Raw genomic sequence first — 25,237 nt, 5'->3', positions numbered from 1 at the left:
AGCAGGATCACGCCGCTGATATGGATAAAATGGTTATACGTGGGAAACTGTGAGGCAGATAACACCCTCCCCGGACGGGGAGGGCGGAAAAGTAATGCCACGATCAGTGGGCTTTCACCGTTTTTGCCGTTTTTTCTTTACACAGGTAGCCGACGCCCAGGATGAGCAGCCATACCGGAATCAGCCACACGGAGATCGCCATACCTGGCGTCATCAGCATAATGATCAATACCGCCGCCATAAACAGCAGGCAGAGAACGTTGCCGAACGGATAAAACAGGGCCGGGAAGCGGGTTTTCACGCCCTGTTGCTGTTTCGCGCGACGGAACATCATATGGGCAAGGCTAATCATCGCCCAGTTAATGACCAGCGCGGAGACCACCAGCGCCATCAGCAGTCCGAATGCGGACTCTGGAGCCAGGTAGTTGAGCAGCACGCACAACGCCGTCACGACGGCGGAAACCAAAATGGAGCTCACCGGCACGCCGCGTTTGTCGACGTTCAGCAGCGCTTTCGGCGCATTTCCCTGCTGGGCCAGACCGAACAGCATACGGCTGTTGCAGTAAACGCAGCTGTTATAAACCGATAGCGCGGCGGTGAGAACCACGATATTCAGTGCATTGGCGACAAACGTATCGCCCAGCTCATGGAAGATAAGGACAAATGGGCTGGTATCGGCGGTGACGCGAGTCCATGGCAGCAGCGAAAGCAGAACCGCCAGCGAGCCGATATAAAAAATCAGGATGCGATAGATAACCTGATTAGTGGCTTTGGGGATGCTCTGTTCCGGGTTATCGGCTTCAGCGGCGGTGATCCCTACCAGCTCCAGTCCGCCGAACGAAAACATAATAATGGCCATCATCATCACCAGCCCGGTCCAGCCATGCGGCAGAAAGCCGCCCTGTTCCCACAGGTTGCGCACGGTGGCCTGCGGACCAGCGGTATCGCTGAAGAGTAACCACGCGCCGAACAGAATCATAGCGATGACGGCGATCACTTTAATAATGGCGAACCAAAACTCCATCTCACCGAACACTTTAACGTTGGTCAGGTTGATGGCGTTGATAATCACAAAGAAGGCTGCCGCAGAAGCCCAGGTGGGGATCTCCGGATACCAGAACTGGATATATTTACCCACTGCGGTCAGTTCCGCCATGGCAACTAATACGTACAGCACCCAGTAGTTCCAGCCGGAAGCGAATCCGGCAAAGCCGCCCCAGTATTTATAGGCGAAGTGGCTAAAAGAGCCGGCGACCGGTTCTTCAACCACCATCTCCCCCAGCTGGCGCATAATCAGAAAGGCAATAAAGCCTGCAATCGCATAGCCCAGGATAATTCCTGGCCCCGCCGACTGAATAACGGAGGCGCTTCCCAGGAACAAGCCTGTCCCTATCGCGCCGCCCAATGCGATAAGCTGAATATGGCGGTTTTTCAGGCCGCGCTTGAGCTGCTCGCCGTGCTGCTGACTGTCCATCATAAAACCTCGTGTATCGGGCGCGGTTTATTCATAACGCGCTTATTTTGAACGATGCAGTAGTGCGTGTGTAAGTTTGCAATTCCGCTTTTTGTATTGATTTATTTACAAGCTCGTTTTTTAAAATGTCACTTCAACTCTTTCGTCTTGATCAGAATAATGGTATGTGGCCGCGAATGCACCTGCTTTGTGCAGGGGTGATGACGAGTTGCGTAAAAAGAAAGCACTTGTAAATACCTCCTTTTATTTTCCCTTACAGATGTTAATTTGTTTTTATTCATTATTTATGCATAAAAATGCATTTAATCTACTGTTGAATCGGTTCAGATGAGATTTTTTATCGTTTCAAATACGTTAAATCTACCTCCAGGTGGGTAAATTTAACATTTGTGCACAGTTACAGTTTTGAAACATGATTTCTGTAAAATTGTTAAAATGTGCCTCCTTTACTGATTTCAATCAAAACCTGTATGGACAGAAGGTGAATACTTTGTTACTTTAGCGTCACAGACATGAAATTGGTAAGACCAATTGACTCCGGGCAAATGGCTTAAGACAGGAAATCATGGCCTACAGCAAAATCCGCCAACCAAAACTCTCCGATGTGATCGAGCAGCAGCTGGAGTTTTTAATCCTTGAGGGAACATTGCGTCCCGGAGAAAAACTCCCACCGGAACGTGAACTGGCAAAACAGTTCGACGTCTCCCGTCCCTCCTTGCGCGAGGCGATTCAACGTCTCGAAGCGAAGGGATTGTTGCTTCGTCGTCAGGGCGGCGGAACCTTCGTGCAGAGCAGCCTGTGGCAGAGCTTTAGCGACCCGCTGGTGGAACTGCTCTCCGATCACCCTGAATCCCAGTTTGACCTGCTCGAAACGCGCCATGCTCTGGAAGGCATTGCGGCTTATTACGCGGCGCTGCGCAGCACCGATGAAGATAAAGACCGTATTCGCGAGCTGCACCATGCTATTGAGCTGGCGCAAGAGTCCGGCGATCTGGATGCCGAGTCCGAAGCCGTGCTCCAGTATCAAATCGCCGTCACCGAAGCGGCGCACAACGTGGTATTGCTTCATCTGCTAAGGTGTATGGAGCCGATGCTGGCGCAAAACGTGCGGCAGAACTTCGAATTGCTGTATGCGCGTCGGGAGATGCTGCCGCTGGTGAGTACGCATCGCACCCGTATATTTGAAGCCATTATGGCCGGAAAACCAGAAGAAGCGCGTGAAGCGTCACACCGACATCTGGCGTTTATCGAAGAGATTATGCTGGACAGAAGCCGTGAGGAGAGCCGTCGTGAACGCGCTTTACGCCGCCTGGAACAGCGCAAGAATTAGTTTTTTCTGGCAGAACGTTAACCAGAAGATGTTGTGAATAACGCGCAAAAATGTGCGCGGCAACTAAACGCAGAACCTGTCTTATTAAGCTTTCTGACGAAAGTTTAATGGGACAGGTTCCAGATAACTCAACGTATTAGATAGATAAGGAATACCCCCATGTCAGAACGTTTCCAAAATGACGTGGATCCGATCGAAACTCGCGACTGGCTACAGGCGATCGAATCGGTCATCCGTGAAGAAGGTGTTGAGCGCGCTCAGTATCTGATTGACCAACTGCTTTCTGAAGCTCGTAAAGGCGGCGTGAAAGTCGCGGCAGGCGCAGGGGCCAGTAATTACATCAACACTATTGCCGTTGAAGACGAACCGGAATACCCGGGTAATCTGGAGCTGGAACGTCGCATTCGTTCTGCGATCCGCTGGAACGCCATCATGACCGTGCTGCGCGCGTCTAAAAAAGACCTTGAGTTGGGCGGCCACATGGCGTCCTTCCAGTCTTCCGCCACGATCTATGATGTCTGTTTTAACCATTTCTTCCGTGCGCGCAACGAACAGGATGGCGGCGACCTGGTGTACTTCCAGGGCCACATCTCTCCGGGCATCTACGCTCGCGCGTTCCTGGAAGGTCGTCTGACCCAGGAACAGATGGATAACTTCCGTCAGGAAGTTCACGGCAATGGCCTCTCTTCCTATCCGCACCCGAAACTGATGCCGGAATTCTGGCAGTTCCCGACCGTCTCTATGGGGCTGGGCCCAATCGGTGCTATCTACCAGGCGAAATTCCTGAAATATCTGGAACACCGTGGCCTGAAAGATACCTCTAAACAGACCGTTTACGCCTTCCTCGGCGACGGCGAGATGGATGAGCCGGAATCCAAAGGCGCGATCACCATCGCCACCCGTGAAAAACTGGACAACCTGGTTTTTGTTATCAACTGTAACCTGCAGCGTCTTGACGGCCCGGTCACCGGTAACGGCAAGATTGTTAACGAACTGGAAGGCATCTTTGCAGGTGCTGGCTGGAACGTTATTAAAGTCATGTGGGGCGGTCGTTGGGATGAACTGCTGCGTAAAGACACCAGCGGTAAACTGATCCAGCTGATGAACGAAACCGTTGACGGCGACTACCAGACCTTCAAATCCAAAGACGGCGCTTACGTGCGTGAGCACTTCTTCGGTAAATATCCGGAAACCGCAGCCCTGGTGGCCGACTGGACTGACGAGCAGATTTGGGCGCTGAACCGTGGTGGTCACGATCCGAAGAAAGTCTACGCAGCACTGAAAAAAGCGCAGGAAACCAAAGGCAAAGCGACCGTAATCCTGGCCCATACCATTAAAGGTTACGGCATGGGTGACACCGCGGAAGGTAAAAACATCGCTCACCAGGTTAAGAAAATGAACATGGACGGCGTGCGTTACGTCCGCGATCGTTTCAACGTGCCGGTTGCCGATGCTGATCTCGAAAAACTGCCGTACATTACCTTCCCGGAAGGTTCTGAAGAACACAAATACCTGCATGAACGCCGTCAGGCGCTGCACGGCTACCTGCCAAGCCGTCAGCCGAACTTCACCGAGAAGTTAGAGCTGCCTCAACTTTCAGATTTCGGCGCGCTGCTGGAAGAGCAAAGTAAAGAGATTTCCACTACGATCGCTTTCGTGCGTGCCCTGAACGTGATGCTGAAGAACAAGTCGATCAAAGATCGTCTGGTTCCGATCATCGCCGACGAAGCGCGTACTTTCGGTATGGAAGGTCTGTTCCGTCAGATTGGTATCTACAGCCCGAACGGCCAGCAGTACACCCCGCAGGACCGTGAGCAGGTTGCTTACTACAAAGAAGACGAGAAAGGCCAGATTCTGCAGGAAGGTATCAACGAGCTGGGCGCAGGCGCATCCTGGCTGGCTGCGGCGACCTCTTACAGCACCAACGATCTGCCGATGATCCCGTTCTACATCTACTACTCTATGTTCGGGTTCCAGCGTATCGGCGACCTGTGCTGGCAGGCTGGCGACCAGCAGGCTCGCGGCTTCCTGATCGGCGGGACTTCCGGTCGTACTACGCTGAACGGCGAAGGTCTGCAGCACGAAGATGGTCACAGCCACATTCAGTCGCTGACTATCCCGAACTGTATCTCTTACGACCCGGCTTACGCTTACGAAGTGGCTGTCATCATGCATGATGGTCTGGAGCGTATGTACGGTGAGAAACAAGAGAACGTTTACTACTACATCACCACGCTGAACGAAAACTACCACATGCCGGCCATGCCAGCAGGTGCCGAGGAAGGTATCCGTAAAGGTATCTACAAACTCGAAACCCTCGAAGGTAGCAAAGGTAAAGTTCAGCTGCTGGGCTCCGGTTCTATCCTGCGTCACGTGCGTGAAGCAGCACAGATCCTGGCGAAAGATTACGGCGTAGGTTCTGACGTATATAGCGTGACCTCCTTCACCGAACTGGCGCGTGATGGTCAGGATTGTGAACGCTGGAACATGCTGCACCCGCTGGAAACCCCGCGCGTTCCGTACATCGCTCAGGTGATGAACGACGCTCCGGCTGTAGCATCTACTGACTATATGAAACTGTTCGCCGAGCAGGTTCGTACTTACGTACCGGCTGACGACTATCGCGTACTGGGTACAGATGGCTTCGGTCGTTCCGACAGCCGTGAGAACCTGCGTCACCACTTCGAAGTTGATGCTTCTTATGTGGTTGTCGCAGCGCTGGGCGAACTGGCTAAACGTGGCGAAATCGACAAGAAAGTGGTAGCGGATGCGATTACCAAATTCAACATCGATGCAGATAAAGTTAACCCGCGTCTGGCGTAAGAGGTAAAAGAATAATGGCTATCGAAATCAAAGTACCGGACATCGGGACAGATGAAGTTGAAATCACCGAGATTCTGGTCAAAGTGGGCGACAAAGTGGAAGCTGAACAGTCGCTGATCACCGTAGAAGGCGACAAAGCCTCTATGGAAGTCCCGTCTCCGCAGGCTGGCGTCGTGAAAGAGATCAAAGTCTCTGTCGGCGACAAAACCGAGACTGGTGCACTTATCATGATTTTCGATTCCGCCGACGGTGCAGCTGACGCTGCACCTGCTAAGGCAGAAGAGAAGAAAGAAGCGGCTCCGGCAGCAGCACCTGCTGCGGCAGCGGCGAAAGACGTTCACGTTCCGGATATCGGCAGTGACGAAGTTGAAGTGACTGAAGTGATGGTGAAAGTGGGCGACACCGTAGAAGCTGAACAGTCGCTGATCACCGTCGAAGGCGACAAGGCCTCTATGGAAGTTCCTGCTCCGTTTGCAGGCACCGTGAAAGAGATCAAAGTGAACACCGGCGACAAAGTCTCTACCGGCTCTCTGATTATGGTCTTCGAAGTGGCGGGTGAAGCAGGCGCAGCAGCACCAGCGAAAGCGGAAGCCGCTCCGGCTGCGGCTGCTCCAGCAGCAGCGACGGGCGTGAAAGACGTTAACGTACCGGACATCGGCGGTGACGAAGTTGAAGTCACCGAAGTGATGGTCAAAGTCGGCGATAAAGTTGCCGCTGAACAGTCGCTGATCACCGTCGAAGGCGACAAAGCCTCCATGGAAGTGCCTGCGCCGTTCGCGGGCACCGTGAAAGAAATCAAAATCAGCACCGGCGATAAAGTGAAAACCGGTTCTCTGATTATGGTCTTCGAAGTAGAAGGCGCAGCGCCTGCGGCCGCTCCGGCTAAACAGGAAGCGGCGGCACCGGCTCCGGCGGCGAAAGCTGAGAAGCCTGCTGCCCCGGCTGCCAAAGCCGAAGGCAAATCTGAGTTCGCTGAAAACGACGCTTACGTTCACGCTACCCCACTGATTCGCCGTCTGGCGCGCGAGTTTGGCGTCAACCTGGCGAAAGTGAAAGGCACTGGTCGTAAAGGCCGTATTCTGCGCGAAGACGTTCAGGCTTACGTGAAAGACGCTATCAAACGCGCGGAAGCTGCGCCGGCTGCTGCGGGCGGCGGTATCCCGGGTATGCTGCCGTGGCCGAAAGTGGACTTCAGCAAGTTTGGTGAAGTTGAAGAAGTGGAACTGGGCCGTATCCAGAAAATCTCTGGCGCGAACCTGAGCCGTAACTGGGTGATGATCCCGCACGTTACGCACTTCGACAAAACCGATATCACCGATCTGGAAGCGTTCCGTAAACAGCAGAACGCCGAAGCTGAGAAGCGCAAACTGGATGTGAAATACACGCCAGTGGTCTTCATCATGAAAGCGGTTGCCGCTGCTCTGGAACAGATGCCGCGCTTCAACAGCTCTCTGTCCGAAGACGGTCAGCGTCTGACCCTGAAAAAATACATCAACATCGGCGTGGCGGTTGATACCCCGAATGGCCTGGTGGTTCCGGTCTTTAAAGACGTGAATAAGAAGAGCGTGACCGAGCTGTCTCGTGAACTGACCACCATCTCCAAAAAAGCGCGTGATGGTAAGCTGACCGCTGGCGAAATGCAGGGTGGTTGCTTCACTATCTCCAGCATCGGCGGTCTGGGAACTACCCACTTCGCGCCGATTGTTAACGCGCCGGAAGTGGCTATCCTCGGCGTTTCTAAGTCGGCGATGGAACCGGTGTGGAATGGGAAAGAGTTTGTGCCGCGTCTGATGATGCCTATCTCTCTTTCCTTCGACCACCGTGTGATCGATGGTGCTGATGGTGCGCGTTTCATTACCATTATCAACAATATGTTGTCTGACATTCGCCGTCTGGTGATGTAATGAAAAAGCCGGCCCGACGGCCGGCTTTTTTTTGATAATCTCATGGAGTTTGTGAGGTTATTAGCGAAAGCGATAATTCGTGATCCGTTTGTTGTTTCAAAATTGTTAACAATTTTGTAAGATACGGGCGGATAGAACGACCCGGTGGATGATGGGCGATCAAGTACCCCGGACCGCCGGATACAAATAAAGAGGTCATGATGAGTACTGAAATCAAAACTCAGGTCGTGGTACTTGGGGCGGGCCCGGCAGGCTATTCTGCCGCTTTCCGTTGCGCTGATTTAGGTCTGGAAACCGTAATTGTAGAACGCTACAACACCCTTGGCGGTGTTTGTCTGAACGTCGGCTGTATCCCTTCTAAAGCGCTGCTGCACGTAGCAAAAGTTATCGAAGAAGCCAAAGCGCTGGCTGAACACGGTATCGTCTTCGGTGAGCCGAAAACCGATATCGACAAGATTCGTACCTGGAAAGAGAAAGTGATCACGCAGCTGACCGGCGGTCTGGCGGGTATGGCCAAAGGCCGTAAGGTGAAAGTGGTCAACGGTCTGGGTAAATTCACCGGGGCGAACACCCTGGAAGTTGAAGGCGAAAACGGCAAAACCGTGATCAACTTCGACAACGCGATCATCGCGGCAGGTTCTCGTCCGATCCAATTACCGTTTATTCCGCATGAAGACCCGCGCGTATGGGATTCTACCGACGCTCTGGAACTGAAAGAAGTACCGAAGCGTATGCTGGTCATGGGCGGCGGTATCATCGGTCTGGAAATGGGTACCGTATACCACGCGCTGGGTTCAGAGATTGACGTGGTTGAAATGTTCGACCAGGTTATCCCGGCGGCTGATAAAGACATCGTTAAAGTCTTCACCAAGCGCATCAGCAAGAAATTCAACCTGATGCTGGAAACCAAAGTGACTGCCGTTGAAGCGAAAGAAGACGGTATCTACGTTTCGATGGAAGGCAAAAAAGCCCCGGCTGAAGCGCAGCGTTATGATGCGGTTCTGGTAGCGATCGGTCGTGTGCCGAACGGTAAAAACCTCGACGCGGGCAAAGCTGGCGTGGAAGTTGACGACCGTGGCTTTATCCGCGTGGACAAACAGCTGCGCACCAACGTGCCGCACATCTTCGCTATCGGCGATATCGTCGGTCAGCCGATGCTGGCGCATAAAGGCGTTCACGAAGGCCACGTTGCCGCTGAAGTTATCGCCGGGAAGAAACACTACTTCGATCCGAAAGTTATCCCGTCTATCGCGTACACCGAGCCAGAAGTGGCATGGGTTGGCCTGACCGAGAAAGAAGCGAAAGAAAAAGGCATCAGCTATGAAACCGCCACCTTCCCGTGGGCAGCTTCTGGCCGTGCTATCGCTTCTGACTGCGCAGACGGTATGACCAAACTGATTTTCGACAAAGAATCTCACCGCGTGATCGGCGGGGCGATTGTCGGTACCAACGGCGGCGAGCTGCTGGGTGAAATCGGTCTGGCGATCGAAATGGGCTGTGACGCGGAAGACATCGCGCTGACCATTCATGCGCACCCGACTCTGCACGAGTCCGTCGGTCTGGCTGCTGAAGTGTTCGAAGGTAGTATTACCGACCTGCCGAACCCGAAAGCGAAGAAGAAATAATCTTCTGTAGGTGGCAATGCGCCACCCGATACAAAAAAGCGGCTTTACAGCCGCTTTTTTTATGCATGGCAAATCAGATGTGTCAAATGATGGCGAAGGATAACGAAACCGCAAAATTTATCGTTTCCGCAGCAGTACGTTTTTCAAAGCTTATGCCGTCGGTAGTGCCTTTGTCTGTCATTTTCGACCAACTAATTGTTTCATAAGAAATACCTCTCCTTACTTTGTCATCATCCTGAAATTGGTAACTCTATAAAATAATAGCGAGCTAATTATGAGGTTTGATATATGAAACTTTTTCTGACAACAGCAGCGCTAACTGCGACCTTGATTTCCGGCATGGCATTTGCCAGCGATCCCGTCATCCCCTGGGCGACTAACAGCGGCGGTACGGAAAGCACGCATATTGCGGCAATGGGCGAGGATTTGAATGCGCAGCATCAGCAGATCACCCACACGCATGAAGGCGTATGGGCGGCCAATTCCGGCAGCATTCAGGCTGATGAAGCCGCGCTGACCAGCAACAAGCCGCCGGTACAAGGCCATCCGGAATTGATGCCGCATCAGGGCTAATGATCACGGCCTGGCGATAACGCCAGGCGCTTACGGGTTATTCGGCGACCTGCCACTGCGCGTCTGGCGCAAAACGCGTGATAGCCTGAACTTTACTCTCCGTCTCCTTGCCTAAATCCGCCTGATAAATACGATCGTCCTGGTTGACCATAAAACTCATCACCCCGGTTTCGCCGTAATGCATCGGCCAGGCCAGAAGCGCCGCGCCGTGACCGTCGTTATCGCTGATAATACGGAAATGGTAGCCGTGGTAACCCTCGTCTGGCGCTGCGGGACTAAAGTTTGGGCCTAACGGACTGGGGACGTCGCCTGCTTTGGTTGGCCAGTACAGGCCATCTTTTTGGCCTTCGCTACTGATTATCCTGTGCGCCCAGCGATGGTTTTGTAAGTAATAGTCCTGCTGCGCATCAACGTAAGCATGCATGGCCTGTAAGGTAGAAAGTTCATTTCGCCCAATAGTACGGGTGAGGATCTCATTCCCGGCTGCCGCCATATCAAAGCGCCAGCCGCCAGTCTCTTTCACCATGGGCACCGGGAGCTGCCAGTCTTCTCGTCCGACATTCAGGTGCGCCGTATTGTCTTTCTGTACAATGCGATGGCCTTCGCGCCAGTCACGATTGAAGCGGGCCACGGCCTCGGGATCGGCACCTTCCGGCGGCAGAAATTGCCGCCAGTCATCGCCCAGTAGCGCGGTAAGCTGCGTTTCGTTTTTTCCGGCTACCGCCGCGGCGAAGGCGCTGGCGGCCGCTTCCGGGGAGGGGAACCGTTCCTGCGCGTAGCCCAGCAAGGGTAACGACAGTAACAGAGCGCTTAACATAACCTTTTTCATTATCTGCTCCGGTTAACGGCGATGAAATTCATGATGTTCAGAAAAATGTTCCCGCGCGGCGGCGCGTTGCTCGGTGTTTAAGTGACTGCCGCGACGGCTTTCCAGGCCGCGTAGCTGTTGCGATTGCCATGACGGCGATCGACTGTCGTTCCCGCTAAACACATTGGCGTGCATATTCTGGCGAAATGCCTGACGCTGTTGCGGCGTAGAAGATTCAATACGCTGGCGGGCGGTGTCTCTCTGCTGTTGTGAAACAGGGTGCTGCTGGGCTTTAGCCTTCAGCTCGGAACGATGCTGCTGCGTGGTGGATTTATTCAGTGTCTGCTGCGCCGCCTCGCGACGACTGCTGTTTTGTGTTCCGTCATAGCCACGGTAATTATTACGCTGGGCAATTTGATTTAACTGCTGCGATGCCGCTTTGCGCTGTCTATCGCGGGATGTCTCGCCTGACAGGTTAGCGGGTGATGTATGGCTGCGCTGTTGGAATTGCGTCATGGCCGCCTGGCGCTGACTGTCGCGAGACACTGGCGCTTGCTGCGTTGCGCTTAACCCGCCGCTAACATTGGTGGGATGGAACCGTTGCGCAACGGTATTATTCGGATAGGGGACGCCATTGCGCCAGGCGGGATTATGCTGCCAGCCCATCGTTTGGCCCGGCAGGTTTTGCCCGGATATCCGGTTGAAATTATTGACATTGATGTTGATATTATCGCCATTATGTTGATAACCGTTACCACCATGATGGTAATCATCATCATGATGGTCGTCGTCATGGTGGTGATGATCGTCGTCATCCCAGTCTATGCTGCTGAACAACGCATAGGTGGTGGCGACGCCCAGACTATAACCAAAACCTTTAACAAAACTATCGGCAAACTGCTGCCCCGGAGGGGGCGGTAAATACACCGGCGGATAAGCGGTATTGGGCCAGGCGCCATACACCGTCGCGGGGTTATAGTTCGGCACGTACACCACCTGCGGATTCGCGGGTTCAATTTTGATGACGGTCGACGGTGTTGCTGGCGTACTGGCGGATGTGGTGGTGGTTGTTGTCGTGACGGCGGTAGAAGCGCTGGACTTCGGCACGCTGGTGACGGTTTGCTGTGGCGTGGATTTTAGCGAACCGGTTTGTTGAGCGAGCAGACGCAGCCTTTGCACCGCATCCATCACATCCTGTGGCTGGGCTAAGAACGCATCGCCCAGGTTTTGCACCCATTGCGGATTCTCGCCCATAAGCGCCATCAACTGAGGAAAGGCGACCAGCGATTTGACGCTGGGGTCCCACGGTTGGCTGGCCACCGCCTGAATAGCGGCATCGCCCTGCAGCGTGGGGTTATCTCGCGACCACTGGACGGCCTGAACCACGTTCGCCGGGTAGGTGGAGGCCATGAGCACCTGAGAAAGCAGGGCATCGGGATAAAGCGCGACAGGCGCGACCCATTGATCAATTTGCGCAGTGGTAAAGGTCGTTTTCGCGACAGGCGCGGGCACAGCGGTCTGCGTTGGCTCAGAGGCGGGAGCTGCCGCCTGCGCGGGCGCTTCGGGAGCGCGGCTTTTAACATACAGTACGCCCGAAGCGGCAAATAACCCGGCACTGCACACAAGGGCAATGAGATGGGGTTTAAAGGGCAACGTCATTTTATCTCTCCCGATTCCCGAGAATCGCTATGGTCATTATGCCTGCCGCCGACGGGGTGCAGTTTCGCGTGAGTATAAAGGGACGATAGTTTAATTTTTAGCTAATGTTGGGATCGGTAACGTTACGTGACGATCAAAGCACGAAATGAGGTAAGCATTTATGGCTGCAGCTCCCGTCTCAGTAGAGCATTAGACCATCCTTAACGATTCAGCCACTTTTTTATGTTGCTTTTTTGTAAACAGATTAACACTTAAAGAAAATCCTGTTATTGTGCCTTATGCGGTACCGGGCATTTACCCTACTAACTACTGTCTCACAGGAGCGTGAAGAGAATCGCCCATCAACAAAAGCGCCGCATTATGACAATGAGAGCGAGGAGATATCGTCGTGCTAGAAGAATACCGTAAGCACGTAGCTGAGCGTGCTGCCCAGGGGATTGTGCCGAAACCTTTAGACGCAACCCAAATGGCTGCGCTTGTCGAGCTGCTGAAGACCCCGCCTGTGGGCGAAGAAGAATTCCTGTTAGACCTGTTGATCAACCGCGTTCCTCCTGGCGTAGATGAAGCCGCTTATGTTAAAGCCGGTTTTCTCGCTGCTGTCGCGAAAGGCGACACCACCTCCCCGCTGGTATCCCCAGAAAAAGCCATTGAACTGCTGGGCACCATGCAGGGTGGTTACAACATTCATCCGCTGATTGACGCGCTGGACGATGCGAAACTGGCGCCGATTGCGGCCAAAGCGCTGTCTCACACCCTGCTGATGTTCGATAACTTCTACGACGTAGAAGAGAAAGCCAAAGCGGGCAATGAATATGCCAAACAGGTGATGCAATCCTGGGCCGACGCCGAATGGTTCCTGAGCCGTCCGCCGCTGGCGGAAAAAATCACCGTCACCGTTTTCAAAGTGACCGGCGAAACGAATACCGACGATCTCTCTCCGGCGCCGGATGCGTGGTCGAGACCGGATATCCCGTTACATGCGCAGGCGATGCTGAAAAACGCCCGTGAAGGCATTGAGCCGGATCAGCCAGGCGTTGTCGGCCCCATCAAACAAATCGAAGCATTGCAGAAAAAAGGCTACCCGCTGGCCTACGTGGGCGACGTGGTGGGCACCGGTTCTTCCCGTAAATCCGCGACCAACTCCGTGCTGTGGTTCATGGGCGATGACATCCCGAACGTGCCGAACAAGCGCGGCGGCGGCCTGTGCCTCGGCGGCAAAATTGCGCCTATCTTCTTTAACACTATGGAAGATGCGGGCGCACTGCCAATCGAAGTTGACGTTTCTAACCTGAATATGGGCGACGTGATTGACGTCTACCCGTACAAAGGCGAAGTGCGCAATCATGAAACCGGCGAGCTACTGGCAACCTTCGAACTGAAAACCGACGTGCTGATCGACGAAGTGCGTGCCGGTGGTCGTATCCCGCTGATTATCGGCCGTGGCCTGACCACCAAAGCGCGTGAAGCGCTGGGTCTGCCGCACTCTGATGTTTTCCGTCAGGCAAAAGACGTGGCGGAAAGCAGCCGTGGCTTCTCGCTGGCGCAGAAAATGGTCGGTCGCGCCTGCGGCGTGAAAGGCATTCGTCCGGGCGCGTACTGCGAACCGAAAATGACCTCCGTCGGTTCTCAGGATACGACCGGCCCGATGACCCGCGACGAGCTGAAAGACCTGGCCTGTCTGGGATTCTCCGCCGATCTGGTCATGCAGTCGTTCTGTCACACCGCAGCCTATCCGAAGCCGGTTGACGTCACCACGCACCACACGCTGCCAGACTTCATTATGAACCGTGGCGGTGTCTCTCTGCGTCCGGGCGACGGCGTGATTCACTCCTGGCTGAACCGTATGCTGCTGCCAGATACCGTGGGTACCGGCGGCGACTCCCATACCCGTTTCCCGATCGGTATCTCCTTCCCGGCGGGCTCTGGTCTGGTGGCGTTTGCCGCCGCGACCGGCGTGATGCCGCTGGATATGCCGGAATCCGTGCTGGTACGCTTCAAAGGCAAAATGCAGCCGGGCATCACCCTGCGCGATCTGGTCCATGCCATCCCGCTGTACGCCATCAAACAGGGCCTGCTGACCGTTGAGAAGAAAGGCAAGAAAAACATCTTCTCTGGCCGCATCCTGGAAATCGAAGGTCTGCCGGATCTGAAAGTGGAGCAGGCGTTTGAGCTGACCGATGCTTCTGCCGAGCGTTCCGCTGCCGGTTGTACCATCAAGTTGAACAAAGAGCCGATCATTGAATACCTGACCTCCAACATCGTCCTGCTGAAGTGGATGATTGCGGAAGGCTACGGCGACCGTCGTACGCTGGAACGCCGTATCCAGGGCATGGAAAAATGGCTGGCGGATCCGCAACTGCTGGAAGCCGATGCTGACGCAGAGTACGCGGCGGTGATCGACATCGATCTGGCGGATATCAAAGAGCCAATCCTCTGTGCGCCGAACGATCCGGACGACGCGCGTCTGCTGTCTGACGTGCAGGGCGAGAAGATCGACGAAGTGTTCATCGGTTCCTGCATGACCAACATCGGCCACTTCCGCGCGGCTGGTAAGCTGCTGGATAGCCACAAAGGCCAGTTGCCAACCCGCCTGTGGGTAGCGCCGCCAACCCGTATGGACGCTGCGCAGCTGACCGAAGAAGGTTACTACAGCGTGTTTGGTAAGAGCGGTGCGCGTATTGAGATCCCAGGCTGTTCCCTGTGTATGGGTAACCAGGCGCGTGTAGCCGACGGTGCGACGGTCGTCTCGACTTCAACCCGTAACTTCCCGAACCGTTTAGGTACCGGTGCGAACGTCTTCCTGGCTTCTGCGGAGCTGGCGGCGGTGGCAGCGCTTATCGGCAAACTGCCGACGCCGGAAGAGTACCAGACCTTTGTGGCGCAGGTAGATAAGACGGCGGTGGATACTTACCGTTATCTGAACTTCGACCAGCTTTCTCAGTACACCGAGAAAGCGGACGGCGTGATTTTCCAGACTGCGGTGTAACAGAGACGGGCCCGGATTTCCGGGCCCGAATGGCGCTTCTTATTTATTATTACGCTTCACTTCCCGTAGCCCCGGAAAATACGTAATTACCCCGCCCATTATTGCCCCGGCTACAATCGCTGGAATAAGCATAATCAATACTTCACCATATATTAATGGTAGTATGCTTATGTCAAAACCATATCGCGCAAAATTAAACAGCGTCGTGATCAGACCACCTGCAATGGCGCAAAGGATCATCCTGTTAATTATTTTTTGATATAATTTCAGGGGTATCAGCGCGCAGGCGACACCGGTTAACCATGCGGGGAGGAGACTGTATATCCAGCCGGTAATAATCACTAATGCTGGTATTGTTCTGCAGAAATACAACAAAAATGAGTCTGGTCCGCCAATAATGGCGGGTAAAAAGTTTATGATACCTATCGCGATGGCTGCGCCTATTAACGGCCCAAACAGAATAAACCAACCGCTATGATAAATTATTCGTCGAAATACAGACATAATGTATCCTTCCTGAATTTTCCTTCAACCGTCTGACAAAAAATACAACTCACTACGGCTTCTCTGCTGATATCGCCCATTGCTGGAGCTTAGTTGAAAAGCGCTTATCAAGTAGCCAACAATTTCATGACAACGACCCGGATGATAAGGAAGCGTCTGAAAGACTAGCAGGCATCGGCGTGGCAGGGTATTGATGATTTCTGAAAAAAAACGCCAGAGGGACACCGGGCTGGTAATGCTATAACTGGATGAGGGGCAGCCATTTTTAATGACTGCGCTCTTCCGGCACATAATAAAAGGTCATCTAAACGGCGCGCTGCCTGATGTGAAATTTGTCGTCGAGTTTTCGCTTAACGGAGATTAAGTGTATGTAAGCGTGATGGATGATGGACATTTCCTTGCGGCAACGCCTATATCCCCAGCACTTCCGGCACCAGCTCTTCCAGTTGCCTGACCAGTTCAGGGTCCATATAGCGATAATCGTCGGGGATATCGAGTACGTGCAGGGGCTTATTTTCAATAATACGACGATATTCAGCCATCAACCGGTCTTTATGTTTCTGCTCCATAACGCAGATAACATCAGCCCACTGAAGTAACCCGCACGACACGCTTTTTTTGGCATTACGGCTGGTGCCGGCGGAACGGACGCTAAGGCCAGGATAGCGGCGGAACACCTGCTCCGCCGTGGGGCTGCGCCATTGATTTCGGCTGCATATGAAAAGCACATTCATTAAATAAATACTCTTCCAGATCGCGCTTCGCTAACGGCGAGTTTGTGAATCGTGGAGACTTAATACCCCACGGTGCGGCACGTAGCACTTTGTCGGAGTGCGTGTAGATATATTGAAGCGCTAGAGTGACTTTCTGTATGAATAATAAACTGTTTTGGCATTTTTATTTTATCTTTTGTGCGCCCCGCTGTTTTTCTTTCACCGTGCTGCGATAATTACCTTAAGGCGCAATGCGGTATTGGCGCATTGCCAGGGCAGAGGAAAACAATTATGGATTACGAATTTCTGCGCGACGTTACCGGAGGGGTAAAAGTACGAATGTCGATGGGCCACGAGGTGGTCGGTCACTGGTTTAATGAAGAGGTTAAAGACAACCTCTCGCTACTGGATGAAGTAGAACAAGCCGCGCGTACGGTCAAAGGCAGCGAACGCTCCTGGCAACGAGCAGGGCATGAATACACGATCTGGATGGACGGCGAAGAGGTGATGATTCGCGCCAATCAGCTGGATTTTTCCGGCGATGAGATGGAAGAGGGGATGAGTTATTACGATGAAGAGAGTTTATCCCTGTGCGGCATGGAGGATTTTCTGCGGGTCGTCGCCGCGTATCGGGAATTCGTCAGTAAAGCCTGACCCTCTCTTCGTTATTGTCCCACAACGCCAGTCGACGGACAGTTGGGGGCGGTAGCGGAAACGAAATCACCACACATTCCAGCCGGGAGTATCCCGGCTTTTTTATAGCAGAATGATTTTTTGATTTTTATTAATCATTTTAAAACTGTGAACTGACGCGTTTGTGATCTTAATTTGATTGAATATAATCGTTATGATTTTATTCAATCACAACAAGCAACAGGCGGTAAGACCATGAACATCAAAAAAGCAATAGAGCGCGTACCCGGCGGCATGATGGTCGTACCGCTCGTTATTGGCGCAGTCATTAACACCTTCGCCCCGCAGGCGCTTGAGATCGGCGGTTTTACCACCGCCTTATTTAAAAACGGCGCGGCGCCGCTAATTGGCGCTTTTCTGCTGTGTATGGGAGCCGGTATCAGTGTGAAAGCTGCGCCCCAGGCGTTATTGCAGGGCGGGACGATTACGCTCACTAAGTTGCTTGTCGCCATCGGCATTGGCCTGGGCGTGGAGCATCTTTTCGGCGCGGAGGGTATTTTTGGCCTGAGCGGCGTGGCGATTATCGCGGCGATGAGCAATTCGAATGGCGGACTTTATGCTGCGCTGGTAGGCGAATTCGGCAATGAGCGCGACGTCGGCGCTATCTCTATTTTGTCTCTTAATGATGGCCCTTTCTTTACGATGATTGCGCTGGGCGCGGCAGGGATGGCGAACATTCCCATTATGGCGCTGGTGGCGGTGCTGGTTCCGCTGGTTGTCGGCATGATCCTCGGCAATCTTGATCCTCATATGCGCGATTTTTTGACCAAAGGCGGCCCGCTGCTCATTCCTTTCTTTGCTTTTGCGCTGGGGGCGGGCATCAATCTGGAAATGTTACTGCAAGGCGGACTTGCCGGAATTCTGCTCGGCGTGCTGACAACGTTCGTTGGCGGTTTCTTTAATATTCGCGCAGATCGTCTGGTTGGCGGAACTGGCATTGCCGGGGCGGCGGCCTCCAGCACCGCGGGTAATGCCGTTGCGACGCCGCTGGCTATTGCGCAGGCCGACCCTTCGCTCGCCGAGGTGGCCGCTGCTGCCGCTCCGCTGATTGCCGCCTCGGTGATCACCACGGCAATCCTGACGCCAGTGTTGACCTCCTGGGTTGCGAAAAAACAGGCGCGTCAGGCTTCTTTGGAGAAAAACGCATGAAAATGATGGTTATCGCCGATGATTTTACCGGATCGAATGATACCGGCGTCCAGTTGGCGAAGAAGGGGGCGAGAACGGAAGTTATGTTGAGCGCGTCGCAAAAACCGTCCCGCCGCGCCGATGTGTTAGTCATTAACACCGAAAGCCGGGCGATGCCCGCAGATCAGGCGGCATCTGCCGTTTATGCCGCGCTTTCCCCGTGGTGTGAGACATCGCCAGCGCCGCTGGTGTACAAAAAAATCGACTCCACATTTCGCGGCAATATCGGCGCCGAAGTGACGGCGGCCATGCGCGCCAGTCAGCGAAAACTGGCCGTTATCGCCGCCGCGATCCCTGCGGCCGGACGCACGACGCTTGAAGGAAAATGTCTGGTTAATGGCGTCCCGCTACTGGAAACCGAATTTGCCAGCGATCCGAAAACGCCCATTGTCTCTTCCCGTATTGCCGAGGTAGTGGCGTTGCAAAGTGAGATCCCTGTGTATGAAGTCTTTTTGCAGGATGTCCGACGCGGCGGGTTAAGCGCCTTACTTACGGCTTATGCGGCTGAGGGCGAAGGGATTATCGTCGTGGATGCGGTGGAAGAGCGGGACCTGACGTTGATTGCGCAAGCGGCGTGTGAACAACCGTCGATGCCGCTGCTCGTCGGCGCAGCGGGTCTGGCGAATGCGTTGCCGGTTGAACTTTTTATGCAAGACCGGCAGCGGCTGCCGGTGCTGGTGGTGGCCGGTTCGATGAGCGAAGCCACGCGACGTCAGGTGGATAATGCGCTGTGCCGGGGACGTGCGGAGGTCGTGGATATCGATGCCGCGCGCATGGTGTCGGATAGCGCGGAACAGGAAATCGCGTCTGTCGTAGAGCAGGCCTGCGCGCTGTTAAGTCAGCATCGACATACGATTTTACGCACCAGCCGTCGCGCAGAAGATCGACAGTTAATCGACGCGCTGTGCGAAAAATCCGCGATGAGTCGTCAGCAATTGGGCGAGCGACTGAGTCAGCGGCTTGGCGTCGTCACGTTAAACATTATCGAGCAGGCGCGGATTGGCGGGTTGTTTCTGACCGGCGGCGATATCGCTACCGCCGTCGCCGGCGCGCTTGGCGCTGAAGGTTATCGCATTCAGAGCGAGGTGGCGCCCTGTATTCCCTGTGGAACGTTTGTAAACAGCGAAATTGACGATCTGCCGGTCATTACCAAAGCGGGCGGATTCGGTTCAGACAGTACGTTGTGTGACGCGCTTTATTATATTGAGGAGATGTATTGTGGAGACTAAAACCGTTGCCATTACCATGGGCGATCCAGCGGGCATTGGGCCGGAAATTATTGTTAAAGCGCTAAGCGAAGACGGTCTCAACGGCGCGCCGCTGGTGGTTATTGGATGCCTCACAACGTTGAAACGTTTACAGGCGAAGGGCATCACGCCGAACGTCGAGTTACGGGCCATTGAACGGGTCGCCGAAGCGCGTTTTGCGCCCGGCATCATTCATGTGATTGATGAGCCGCTGGCGCAGCCGGAGGCGCTGGAGGCCGGGAAAGTTCAGGCGCAGGCGGGGGATTTAGCGTATCGCTGCGTGAAGCGCGCCACCGAGTTAGCGTTACGGGGCGACGTACAGGCTATCGCTACCGCGCCGCTGAATAAAGAGGCGCTGCACCTGGCAGGGCACAACTATCCGGGCCATACCGAGCTGCTCGCGACCCTGACCCATAGCCGCGATTACGCGATGGTACTTTACACCGATAAACTAAAAGTGATTCACGTTTCAACGCATATCGCGCTGCGTAAATTCCTTGATACGTTAAGTACCGCGCGTGTCGAAACGGTGATTGGCATTGCTGATACTTTCCTCAAGCGTGTGGGTTACGTTAAACCGCGTATCGCCGTGGCAGGCGTGAATCCTCATGCGGGCGAGAATGGCCTGTTTGGCGATGAAGAGACGCGTATCCTGACGCCAGCCATTACCGATGCCCGCGCAAAAGGTATGGACGTTTATGGGCCGTGCCCGCCGGATACTGTATTTCTCCAGGCTTATGAGGGACAGTATGATATGGTGGTGGCGATGTATCATGATCAGGGGCATATCCCGTTGAAATTGCTTGGCTTTTATGATGGCGTGAATATCACCGCGGGGCTGCCGTTTATTCGGACCTCTGCCGATCATGGCACCGCATTTGATATCGCCTGGACGGGAAAAGCAAAATCTGAGAGCATGGCCGTATCGATCAAACTGGCAATGCAACTGGCATAATTCCCTGTTATGAAAGGACAACACCGTCTGGATCTCATTGTGGCGTATCTGAAAAATCATACGCTGGTTACGGTAGAACAGCTGGTTGAGGCGGTTGACGCATCGCCAGCCACTATCCGTCGCGATTTGATCAAGCTGGATGAGCAGGGCGTGATCAGCCGTAGTCATGGCGGCGTGGCGCTGCGGCGTTTTGAACCCGCCCAGCCCACCACCAATGAAAAACAACTGCGATCGCCCGCTGAAAAACGGGCGATCGCACGCGTTGCCGCATCGCTGGTCAATGCTGGCGATGCCGTCGTGCTGGATGCCGGTACGACAATGATGGAACTGGCGAAATGCTTAACCCATCTTCCGCTGCGGGTCATCACCGTCGATCTGCATATTGCGCTGTTTTTAGCTGAGTTCCGGCAAATTGAAGTGACGATTGTCGGCGGTCGTATCGATGACAGCAGTCAGTCCTGTATCGGTGAGCATGGGCGCAAGCTGTTGCGCAGCGTTTACCCGAACATCGCGTTTATGAGCTGTAATTCATGGGGGGTAAAAACGGGCGTGACGACCCCAACGGAAGATAAGGCCGGGCTTAAACAGGAGATTATTGCTAATGCGCAGCGCAAAGTGTTGCTGGCGGACAGCAGTAAGTATGGCGCGCATTCGCTCTTTAATGTGGTGCCGCTTGAGCGCTTTAATGATGTGATTACTGACGTCAATCTGCCGCCGTCAGCGCAGGTTGAACTGAAAGGGCGCGCTTTTGCGCTAATGCTGGTGCAGCCGGAGTGACAGCGCCGTCAGGCGCTGCCAGTGGTGAATCAGACCGCAGAAATATTGCGGCCGTAGTAAATCTCGCGCATCTCTTTCCACAGCGCGGCGGTGATCTCCTGGCGTTCGGTTTCAGTGAGATCTTCCGGTTTGGTGTGAAACATGTAGTGCTTAAGATCGAACTCTTTAAGCAGCATCTTGGTATGGAAAATATTTTCCTGATACACGTTTACATCCACCATGTCATACAGCGACTTCATATCTTCCGACATAAAATTCTGAATAGAATTAATCTCATGATCGATAAAGTGCTTCATACCGTTGACGTCGCGTGTAAAGCCGCGCACGCGGTAATCGATGGTGACGATATCGGACTCTAGCTGGTGGATCAGGTAATTGAGCGCTTTTAGCGGTGAAATCACCCCGCAGGTTGACACTTCGATGTCGGCGCGAAAGGTGCATAGCCCGCCTTCCGGATGGCTTTCCGGATAGGTATGCACGCAGATATGGCTCTTATCGAGGTGCGCCACCACGGTTTCCGGCAGCGGGCCGGGATGTTCGGTTTGATCGATAAGTTTCGGGTCGATCGGCTCTTCGCTCACCAGAATCGTGACGCTGGCACCCTGGGGTTCATAATCCTGACGGGCGATGTTCAGGATGTTCGCGCCGATAATGGAGCAGGTCTCCGACAGGATCTCGGTCAGTCGGTTGGCGTTATAGAGTTCATCGATATAGGCGATATAGCCATCGCGCTCTTCTGCGGTTTTGGCGTAGCAGATATCGTAAATACAAAAACTCAGGCTTTTCGTCAGATTGTTAAAGCCATGCAGTTTCAGCTTTTTCAATTTTTATCACCTCCTTAACGTCACTGTGCGGACAGTGCGTCATGTAGATATTGCGGTAGCGCAAATGCAGCGGCATGAATAGCCGGGTTGTAATAGCGACATTTGAGGCCGGCGGCATGAAAACGCGCCTGAATAATTTCGCTCGACAGGTGACGAAGAGCGTCGTTGTCCGTCGCCCAGGCGAAGGTCATAATGCCGCCGTAATAGGTCGGAATCGCCGCCTGGTAGAAGCCGACATCGCTGAAGTAATGACTCAGCTTTCGGTGGCTGTCGAGCGCTTCATCCTGTTGCAGGAAGCACACGCCGTTCTGGGCAACAAAAATGCCGCCCGGATTCAGGCAACGCTTACAGCCTTCATAAAAGGCGGAGGTAAACAGGCTTTCGCCGGGGCCTATCGGATCGGTACAGTCGGAAATGATCACATCAAAGGTCTGATGGGTCTGATTGACGAAATTCACGCCGTCGTCGATCACTAGCGTAAAGCGCGGATCGTCGTAGCTGCCGGCATTGTGGTTGGGTAAATACTGGCGGCAAAACGAGACTACGCCAGCGTCTATCTCTACCATGGTGATGGTTTCGACGTTTTTATGCCGGGTAACTTCACGTAGCATTGCGCCGTCGCCGCCGCCGATAATCAGAACGTGTTTCGCATGACCGTGCGCCAGCAGCGGGACGTGGGTCATCATTTCATGATAAATAAACTCGTCGCGTTCGGTGGTCTGTACCACGCCGTCCAGCGCCATCACGCGGCCAAAAGCGGCGTTTTCAAAGATGATTAAATCCTGGTGATCGGTTTTTTCATGATACAGAACGTTGTCTACGGCAAAGTACTGACCAAACTGGTCGTGTAGCGTTTCATGCCACATCGTATTTTCGGCCATTGGCTGATACCTCCATTGTTAACACCCGTAAAAAAAGGGCGCAACATCATAGCTAACAATGACCGTGGATGCACGGTCATTATTTCAGCAATAGGATCACGGAGGATTATTTAACGTAGGCTAACAGGCTCAGAGAATCGCGGGCCAAAGCTTTGCATTTTTTAGCGACCGGAATACCGATGCCGCTAAGATCGCGGTAGCTGTCTTCGCCCAACGATTTCATATCGAAGGTGTCGTAGTTACTCAGGTCCCACTGATTTTGCTGGGCAAAAAAGACCAGCGCACGCCGAATCTGACTGTTGGGTAAATTTTGGTAACCACAGTCATTTTTCAGAAAAACGAAAACCGCCGTTAAATCGGCCATATCTTCAGCTTCGGATTCAGTAAGCGCATAGCTATTTGCGCATAAGGCCATCAGGCTGCCAAACAACACGGGTCTGAAAAACGTCTTCATTGCTTCTACCACGGCATCAGGGAAAGTCAACGTTAGCATACTGAGAACGTAGCGACGACTTTTATTATCAGGATTGGTCGCGGTGTTTTCATTCTTATTGTATTGCTGTCAGGAATGGTAAAGACGTGTTGCTGGCTTGACCTTCCCGTTAGGGCAGGGTCTAAGCTTAGACACCCGCCTGTTCATTATAAGGAAATGATTATGTTACGCCGTGATTTCTTAAAATATTCAGTGGCGCTGGGGGTTGCATCAGCGCTGCCGCTGTGGAGCCGCGCCGCTTTTGCCGCCGAACGTCCCGCGTTGCCTATTCCTGACCTGTTAACGGCAGATGCGAGCAACCGTATGCAGTTAATTGTTAAAGCCGGACAGTCCACATTCGCCGGTAAGAACGCGACAACCTGGGGCTACAACGGTAATTTGCTGGGGCCAGCGGTACAGCTTCACAAAGGAAAAAGCGTGACCGTTGATATCCATAACCAACTGGCCGAAGACACGACGCTTCACTGGCATGGTCTGGAGATTCCAGGCATCGTCGACGGCGGTCCGCAGGGGATTATTCCCGCAGGCGGAACCCGTACGGTGACGTTTACGCCGCAGCAACGCGCCGCGACCTGCTGGATTCATCCGCACAAACACGGCAAAACCGGGCGCCAGGTGGCGATGGGCCTTGCCGGACTGGTGCTGATTGAAGATGACGAGATTCGCAAATTGCGCCTGCCGAAACAGTGGGGCATCGACGATGTGCCGGTGATCATTCAGGACAAACGCTTCTCCGCCGATGGCCAGATTGATTATCAACTGGATATTATGACCGCCGCCGTCGGCTGGTTTGGCGATACGCTGCTGACCAATGGCGCTATCTATCCGCAGCATTCCGCGCCGAAAGGCTGGCTACGTCTGCGCTTGCTAAATGGCTGTAATGCGCGTTCGCTGAATATCGCCGCCAGCGATAATCGTCCGCTTTATGTGATCGCCAGCGACGGCGGCCTGCTGGCGGAGCCGGTGAAAGTCACCGAACTGCCGTTATTAATGGGCGAGCGTTTTGAAGTGCTGGTGGATATCAGCGACGGGAAAGCCTTTGACCTGGTGACGCTGCCGGTCAGCCAGATGGGAATGGCGATCGCTCCGTTTGATAAACCGTATCCGGTGATGCGTATCCAGCCGCTGCGGATTACCGCCTCCGATACGCTGCCGGATACGTTGACGACGATGCCGGCGCTGCCGTCGCTGGAAGGGCTGACGGTGCGCAACCTGAAACTGTCGATGGACCCGCGTCTTGATATGATGGGGATGCAAATGCTGATGAAGAAATATGGCGCTCAGGCGATGAGCGGCATGGATCATGACAGCATGAACGCGCATATGCAGGGCGGCAATATGGGGCATGGCGAGATGGATCATGGCAACATGGATCACAGCGGGATGAATCATGGCGCGATGGGCAATATGAATCACGGCGGAAAATTCGACTTCCATAACGCTAACTTTATCAACGGCCAGGTCTTTGATATGAACAAACCGATGTTCGCGGCGCAAAAAGGCCGACATGAACGTTGGGTGATTTCCGGCGTGGGTGACATGATGCTGCATCCTTTCCATATTCACGGCACGCAGTTCCGTATTTTGTCAGAGAACGGCAAAGCGCCAGCGGCGCACAGAACGGGCTGGAAGGATACGGTACGCGTTGAGGGTGGTATCAGCGAAGTGCTGGTCAAGTTCGATCACGACGCGCCGAAGGAACATGCCTATATGGCGCACTGTCATCTGTTAGAACATGAAGATACGGGAATGATGTTAGGATTTACGGTCTGACCGATGT

General features: G+C 53.8%; 20 protein-coding genes. 12 read left to right on the top strand and 8 right to left on the bottom strand.

Annotated elements, in window-relative coordinates:
* Window positions 1-103: 103 nt before the first annotated feature.
* Window positions 104-1,477, bottom strand: a complete 1,374-nt coding sequence (aroP, locus tag ACLJRS_RS19930) for an aromatic amino acid transporter AroP (protein WP_000969487.1) — start codon at window positions 1,475-1,477, stop codon at window positions 104-106.
* A gap of 562 nt (window positions 1,478-2,039) precedes the next feature.
* On the opposite strand from aroP, the gene pdhR reads away from it, so the two are divergent.
* The 5 genes from pdhR (at window position 2,040) to ACLJRS_RS19905 (ending at window position 9,729) form a co-directional block, all read left to right on the top strand.
* The gene (gene pdhR / locus ACLJRS_RS19925) at window positions 2,040-2,804 is read left to right on the top strand and encodes a pyruvate dehydrogenase complex transcriptional repressor PdhR (RefSeq protein ID WP_000331771.1); all 765 of its coding nucleotides are present in this window, start codon (window positions 2,040-2,042) and stop codon (window positions 2,802-2,804) included.
* 159 nt (window positions 2,805-2,963) lie between these two features.
* Entirely contained in the window at window positions 2,964-5,627 is a 2,664-nt protein-coding gene (gene aceE, locus ACLJRS_RS19920) for a pyruvate dehydrogenase (acetyl-transferring), homodimeric type (RefSeq protein WP_000003852.1), read from the top strand.
* Between the two features lie 14 nt (window positions 5,628-5,641).
* Window positions 5,642-7,531, top strand: a complete 1,890-nt coding sequence (gene aceF / locus ACLJRS_RS19915) for a pyruvate dehydrogenase complex dihydrolipoyllysine-residue acetyltransferase (RefSeq protein WP_000963594.1) — start codon at window positions 5,642-5,644, stop codon at window positions 7,529-7,531.
* 200 nt (window positions 7,532-7,731) lie between these two features.
* Entirely contained in the window at window positions 7,732-9,156 is a 1,425-nt protein-coding gene (lpdA, locus tag ACLJRS_RS19910) for a dihydrolipoyl dehydrogenase (protein ID WP_001519338.1), read from the top strand.
* 288 nt (window positions 9,157-9,444) lie between these two features.
* The gene (locus ACLJRS_RS19905) at window positions 9,445-9,729 is read left to right on the top strand and encodes an outer membrane protein (protein WP_000765363.1); all 285 of its coding nucleotides are present in this window, start codon (window positions 9,445-9,447) and stop codon (window positions 9,727-9,729) included.
* Window positions 9,730-9,766: 37 nt separating this feature from the next.
* Here the strand turns inward: ACLJRS_RS19905 and ACLJRS_RS19900 are convergent, their stop codons facing one another.
* Window positions 9,767-10,558, bottom strand: coding sequence for a DUF2950 family protein (locus tag ACLJRS_RS19900; protein ID WP_000757452.1), 792 nt, complete (start codon window positions 10,556-10,558; stop codon window positions 9,767-9,769).
* A gap of 12 nt (window positions 10,559-10,570) precedes the next feature.
* Window positions 10,571-12,196, bottom strand: a complete 1,626-nt coding sequence (locus tag ACLJRS_RS19895) for a DUF3300 domain-containing protein (protein ID WP_000174520.1) — start codon at window positions 12,194-12,196, stop codon at window positions 10,571-10,573.
* Window positions 12,197-12,584: 388 nt separating this feature from the next.
* Between ACLJRS_RS19895 and acnB the strand changes: the two genes are divergently transcribed.
* Window positions 12,585-15,182, top strand: a complete 2,598-nt coding sequence (gene acnB / locus ACLJRS_RS19890; RefSeq protein WP_000888958.1) for a bifunctional aconitate hydratase 2/2-methylisocitrate dehydratase — start codon at window positions 12,585-12,587, stop codon at window positions 15,180-15,182.
* A gap of 39 nt (window positions 15,183-15,221) precedes the next feature.
* On the opposite strand, the gene ACLJRS_RS19885 is transcribed toward acnB, so the two are convergent.
* On the bottom strand, window positions 15,222-15,686 hold the full coding sequence (locus ACLJRS_RS19885; protein WP_000110436.1) for a membrane protein: 465 nt from the start codon (window positions 15,684-15,686) through the stop codon (window positions 15,222-15,224).
* 410 nt (window positions 15,687-16,096) lie between these two features.
* Window positions 16,097-16,420: a low molecular weight protein tyrosine phosphatase family protein gene (locus ACLJRS_RS19880; RefSeq protein WP_001101536.1), complete on the bottom strand. Its 324-nt coding sequence runs from the start codon at window positions 16,418-16,420 to the stop codon at window positions 16,097-16,099.
* A gap of 270 nt (window positions 16,421-16,690) precedes the next feature.
* Between ACLJRS_RS19880 and yacL the strand changes: the two genes are divergently transcribed.
* The 5 genes from yacL to ACLJRS_RS19855 all read left to right on the top strand — a co-directional run bounded on the left by yacL (window position 16,691) and on the right by ACLJRS_RS19855 (window position 21,259).
* The gene (gene yacL, locus ACLJRS_RS19875; protein WP_000384308.1) at window positions 16,691-17,053 is read left to right on the top strand and encodes a protein YacL; all 363 of its coding nucleotides are present in this window, start codon (window positions 16,691-16,693) and stop codon (window positions 17,051-17,053) included.
* 234 nt (window positions 17,054-17,287) lie between these two features.
* The gene (locus tag ACLJRS_RS19870; RefSeq protein ID WP_001022089.1) at window positions 17,288-18,241 is read left to right on the top strand and encodes a 2-keto-3-deoxygluconate permease 1; all 954 of its coding nucleotides are present in this window, start codon (window positions 17,288-17,290) and stop codon (window positions 18,239-18,241) included.
* A complete protein-coding gene (gene dtnK / locus ACLJRS_RS19865) occupies window positions 18,238-19,509 on the top strand; it encodes a D-threonate kinase (protein WP_000783303.1) in 1,272 nt (423 codons plus the stop codon). The genes ACLJRS_RS19870 and dtnK overlap by 4 nt, the downstream gene beginning before the upstream one ends.
* Complete coding sequence (locus ACLJRS_RS19860) at window positions 19,499-20,482, top strand: D-threonate 4-phosphate dehydrogenase (protein WP_000448753.1); 984 nt, start codon at window positions 19,499-19,501, stop codon at window positions 20,480-20,482. The genes dtnK and ACLJRS_RS19860 overlap by 11 nt, the downstream gene beginning before the upstream one ends.
* Before the next feature lie 9 nt (window positions 20,483-20,491).
* The gene (locus ACLJRS_RS19855) at window positions 20,492-21,259 is read left to right on the top strand and encodes a DeoR/GlpR family DNA-binding transcription regulator (RefSeq protein WP_000678253.1); all 768 of its coding nucleotides are present in this window, start codon (window positions 20,492-20,494) and stop codon (window positions 21,257-21,259) included.
* A 29-nt stretch (window positions 21,260-21,288) separates the two neighbouring features.
* Here ACLJRS_RS19855 and speD read toward each other — a convergent pair whose 3' ends face one another.
* The 3 genes from speD to ACLJRS_RS19840 form a co-directional block, all read right to left on the bottom strand.
* On the bottom strand, window positions 21,289-22,083 hold the full coding sequence (speD, locus tag ACLJRS_RS19850) for an adenosylmethionine decarboxylase (RefSeq protein WP_000734276.1): 795 nt from the start codon (window positions 22,081-22,083) through the stop codon (window positions 21,289-21,291).
* Window positions 22,084-22,103: 20 nt separating this feature from the next.
* Window positions 22,104-22,964: a polyamine aminopropyltransferase gene (gene speE / locus ACLJRS_RS19845; RefSeq protein ID WP_000829968.1), complete on the bottom strand. Its 861-nt coding sequence runs from the start codon at window positions 22,962-22,964 to the stop codon at window positions 22,104-22,106.
* Between the two features lie 106 nt (window positions 22,965-23,070).
* Window positions 23,071-23,418, bottom strand: coding sequence for a YacC family pilotin-like protein (locus ACLJRS_RS19840; RefSeq protein WP_000846613.1), 348 nt, complete (start codon window positions 23,416-23,418; stop codon window positions 23,071-23,073).
* Window positions 23,419-23,619: 201 nt separating this feature from the next.
* Here ACLJRS_RS19840 and cueO point away from each other — a divergent pair, with 201 nt between their 5' ends.
* Complete coding sequence (gene cueO, locus ACLJRS_RS19835; RefSeq protein ID WP_410957886.1) at window positions 23,620-25,230, top strand: multicopper oxidase CueO; 1,611 nt, start codon at window positions 23,620-23,622, stop codon at window positions 25,228-25,230.
* Window positions 25,231-25,237: the final 7 nt, after the last annotated feature.

The organism is Salmonella sp. SAL00670, from assembly GCF_046552235.1.
Lineage (GTDB): Bacteria > Pseudomonadota > Gammaproteobacteria > Enterobacterales > Enterobacteriaceae > Salmonella > Salmonella enterica.
Note: the sequence above shows the minus strand (reverse complement) of the source record. Positions and strands in the feature narration are given on the sequence as shown.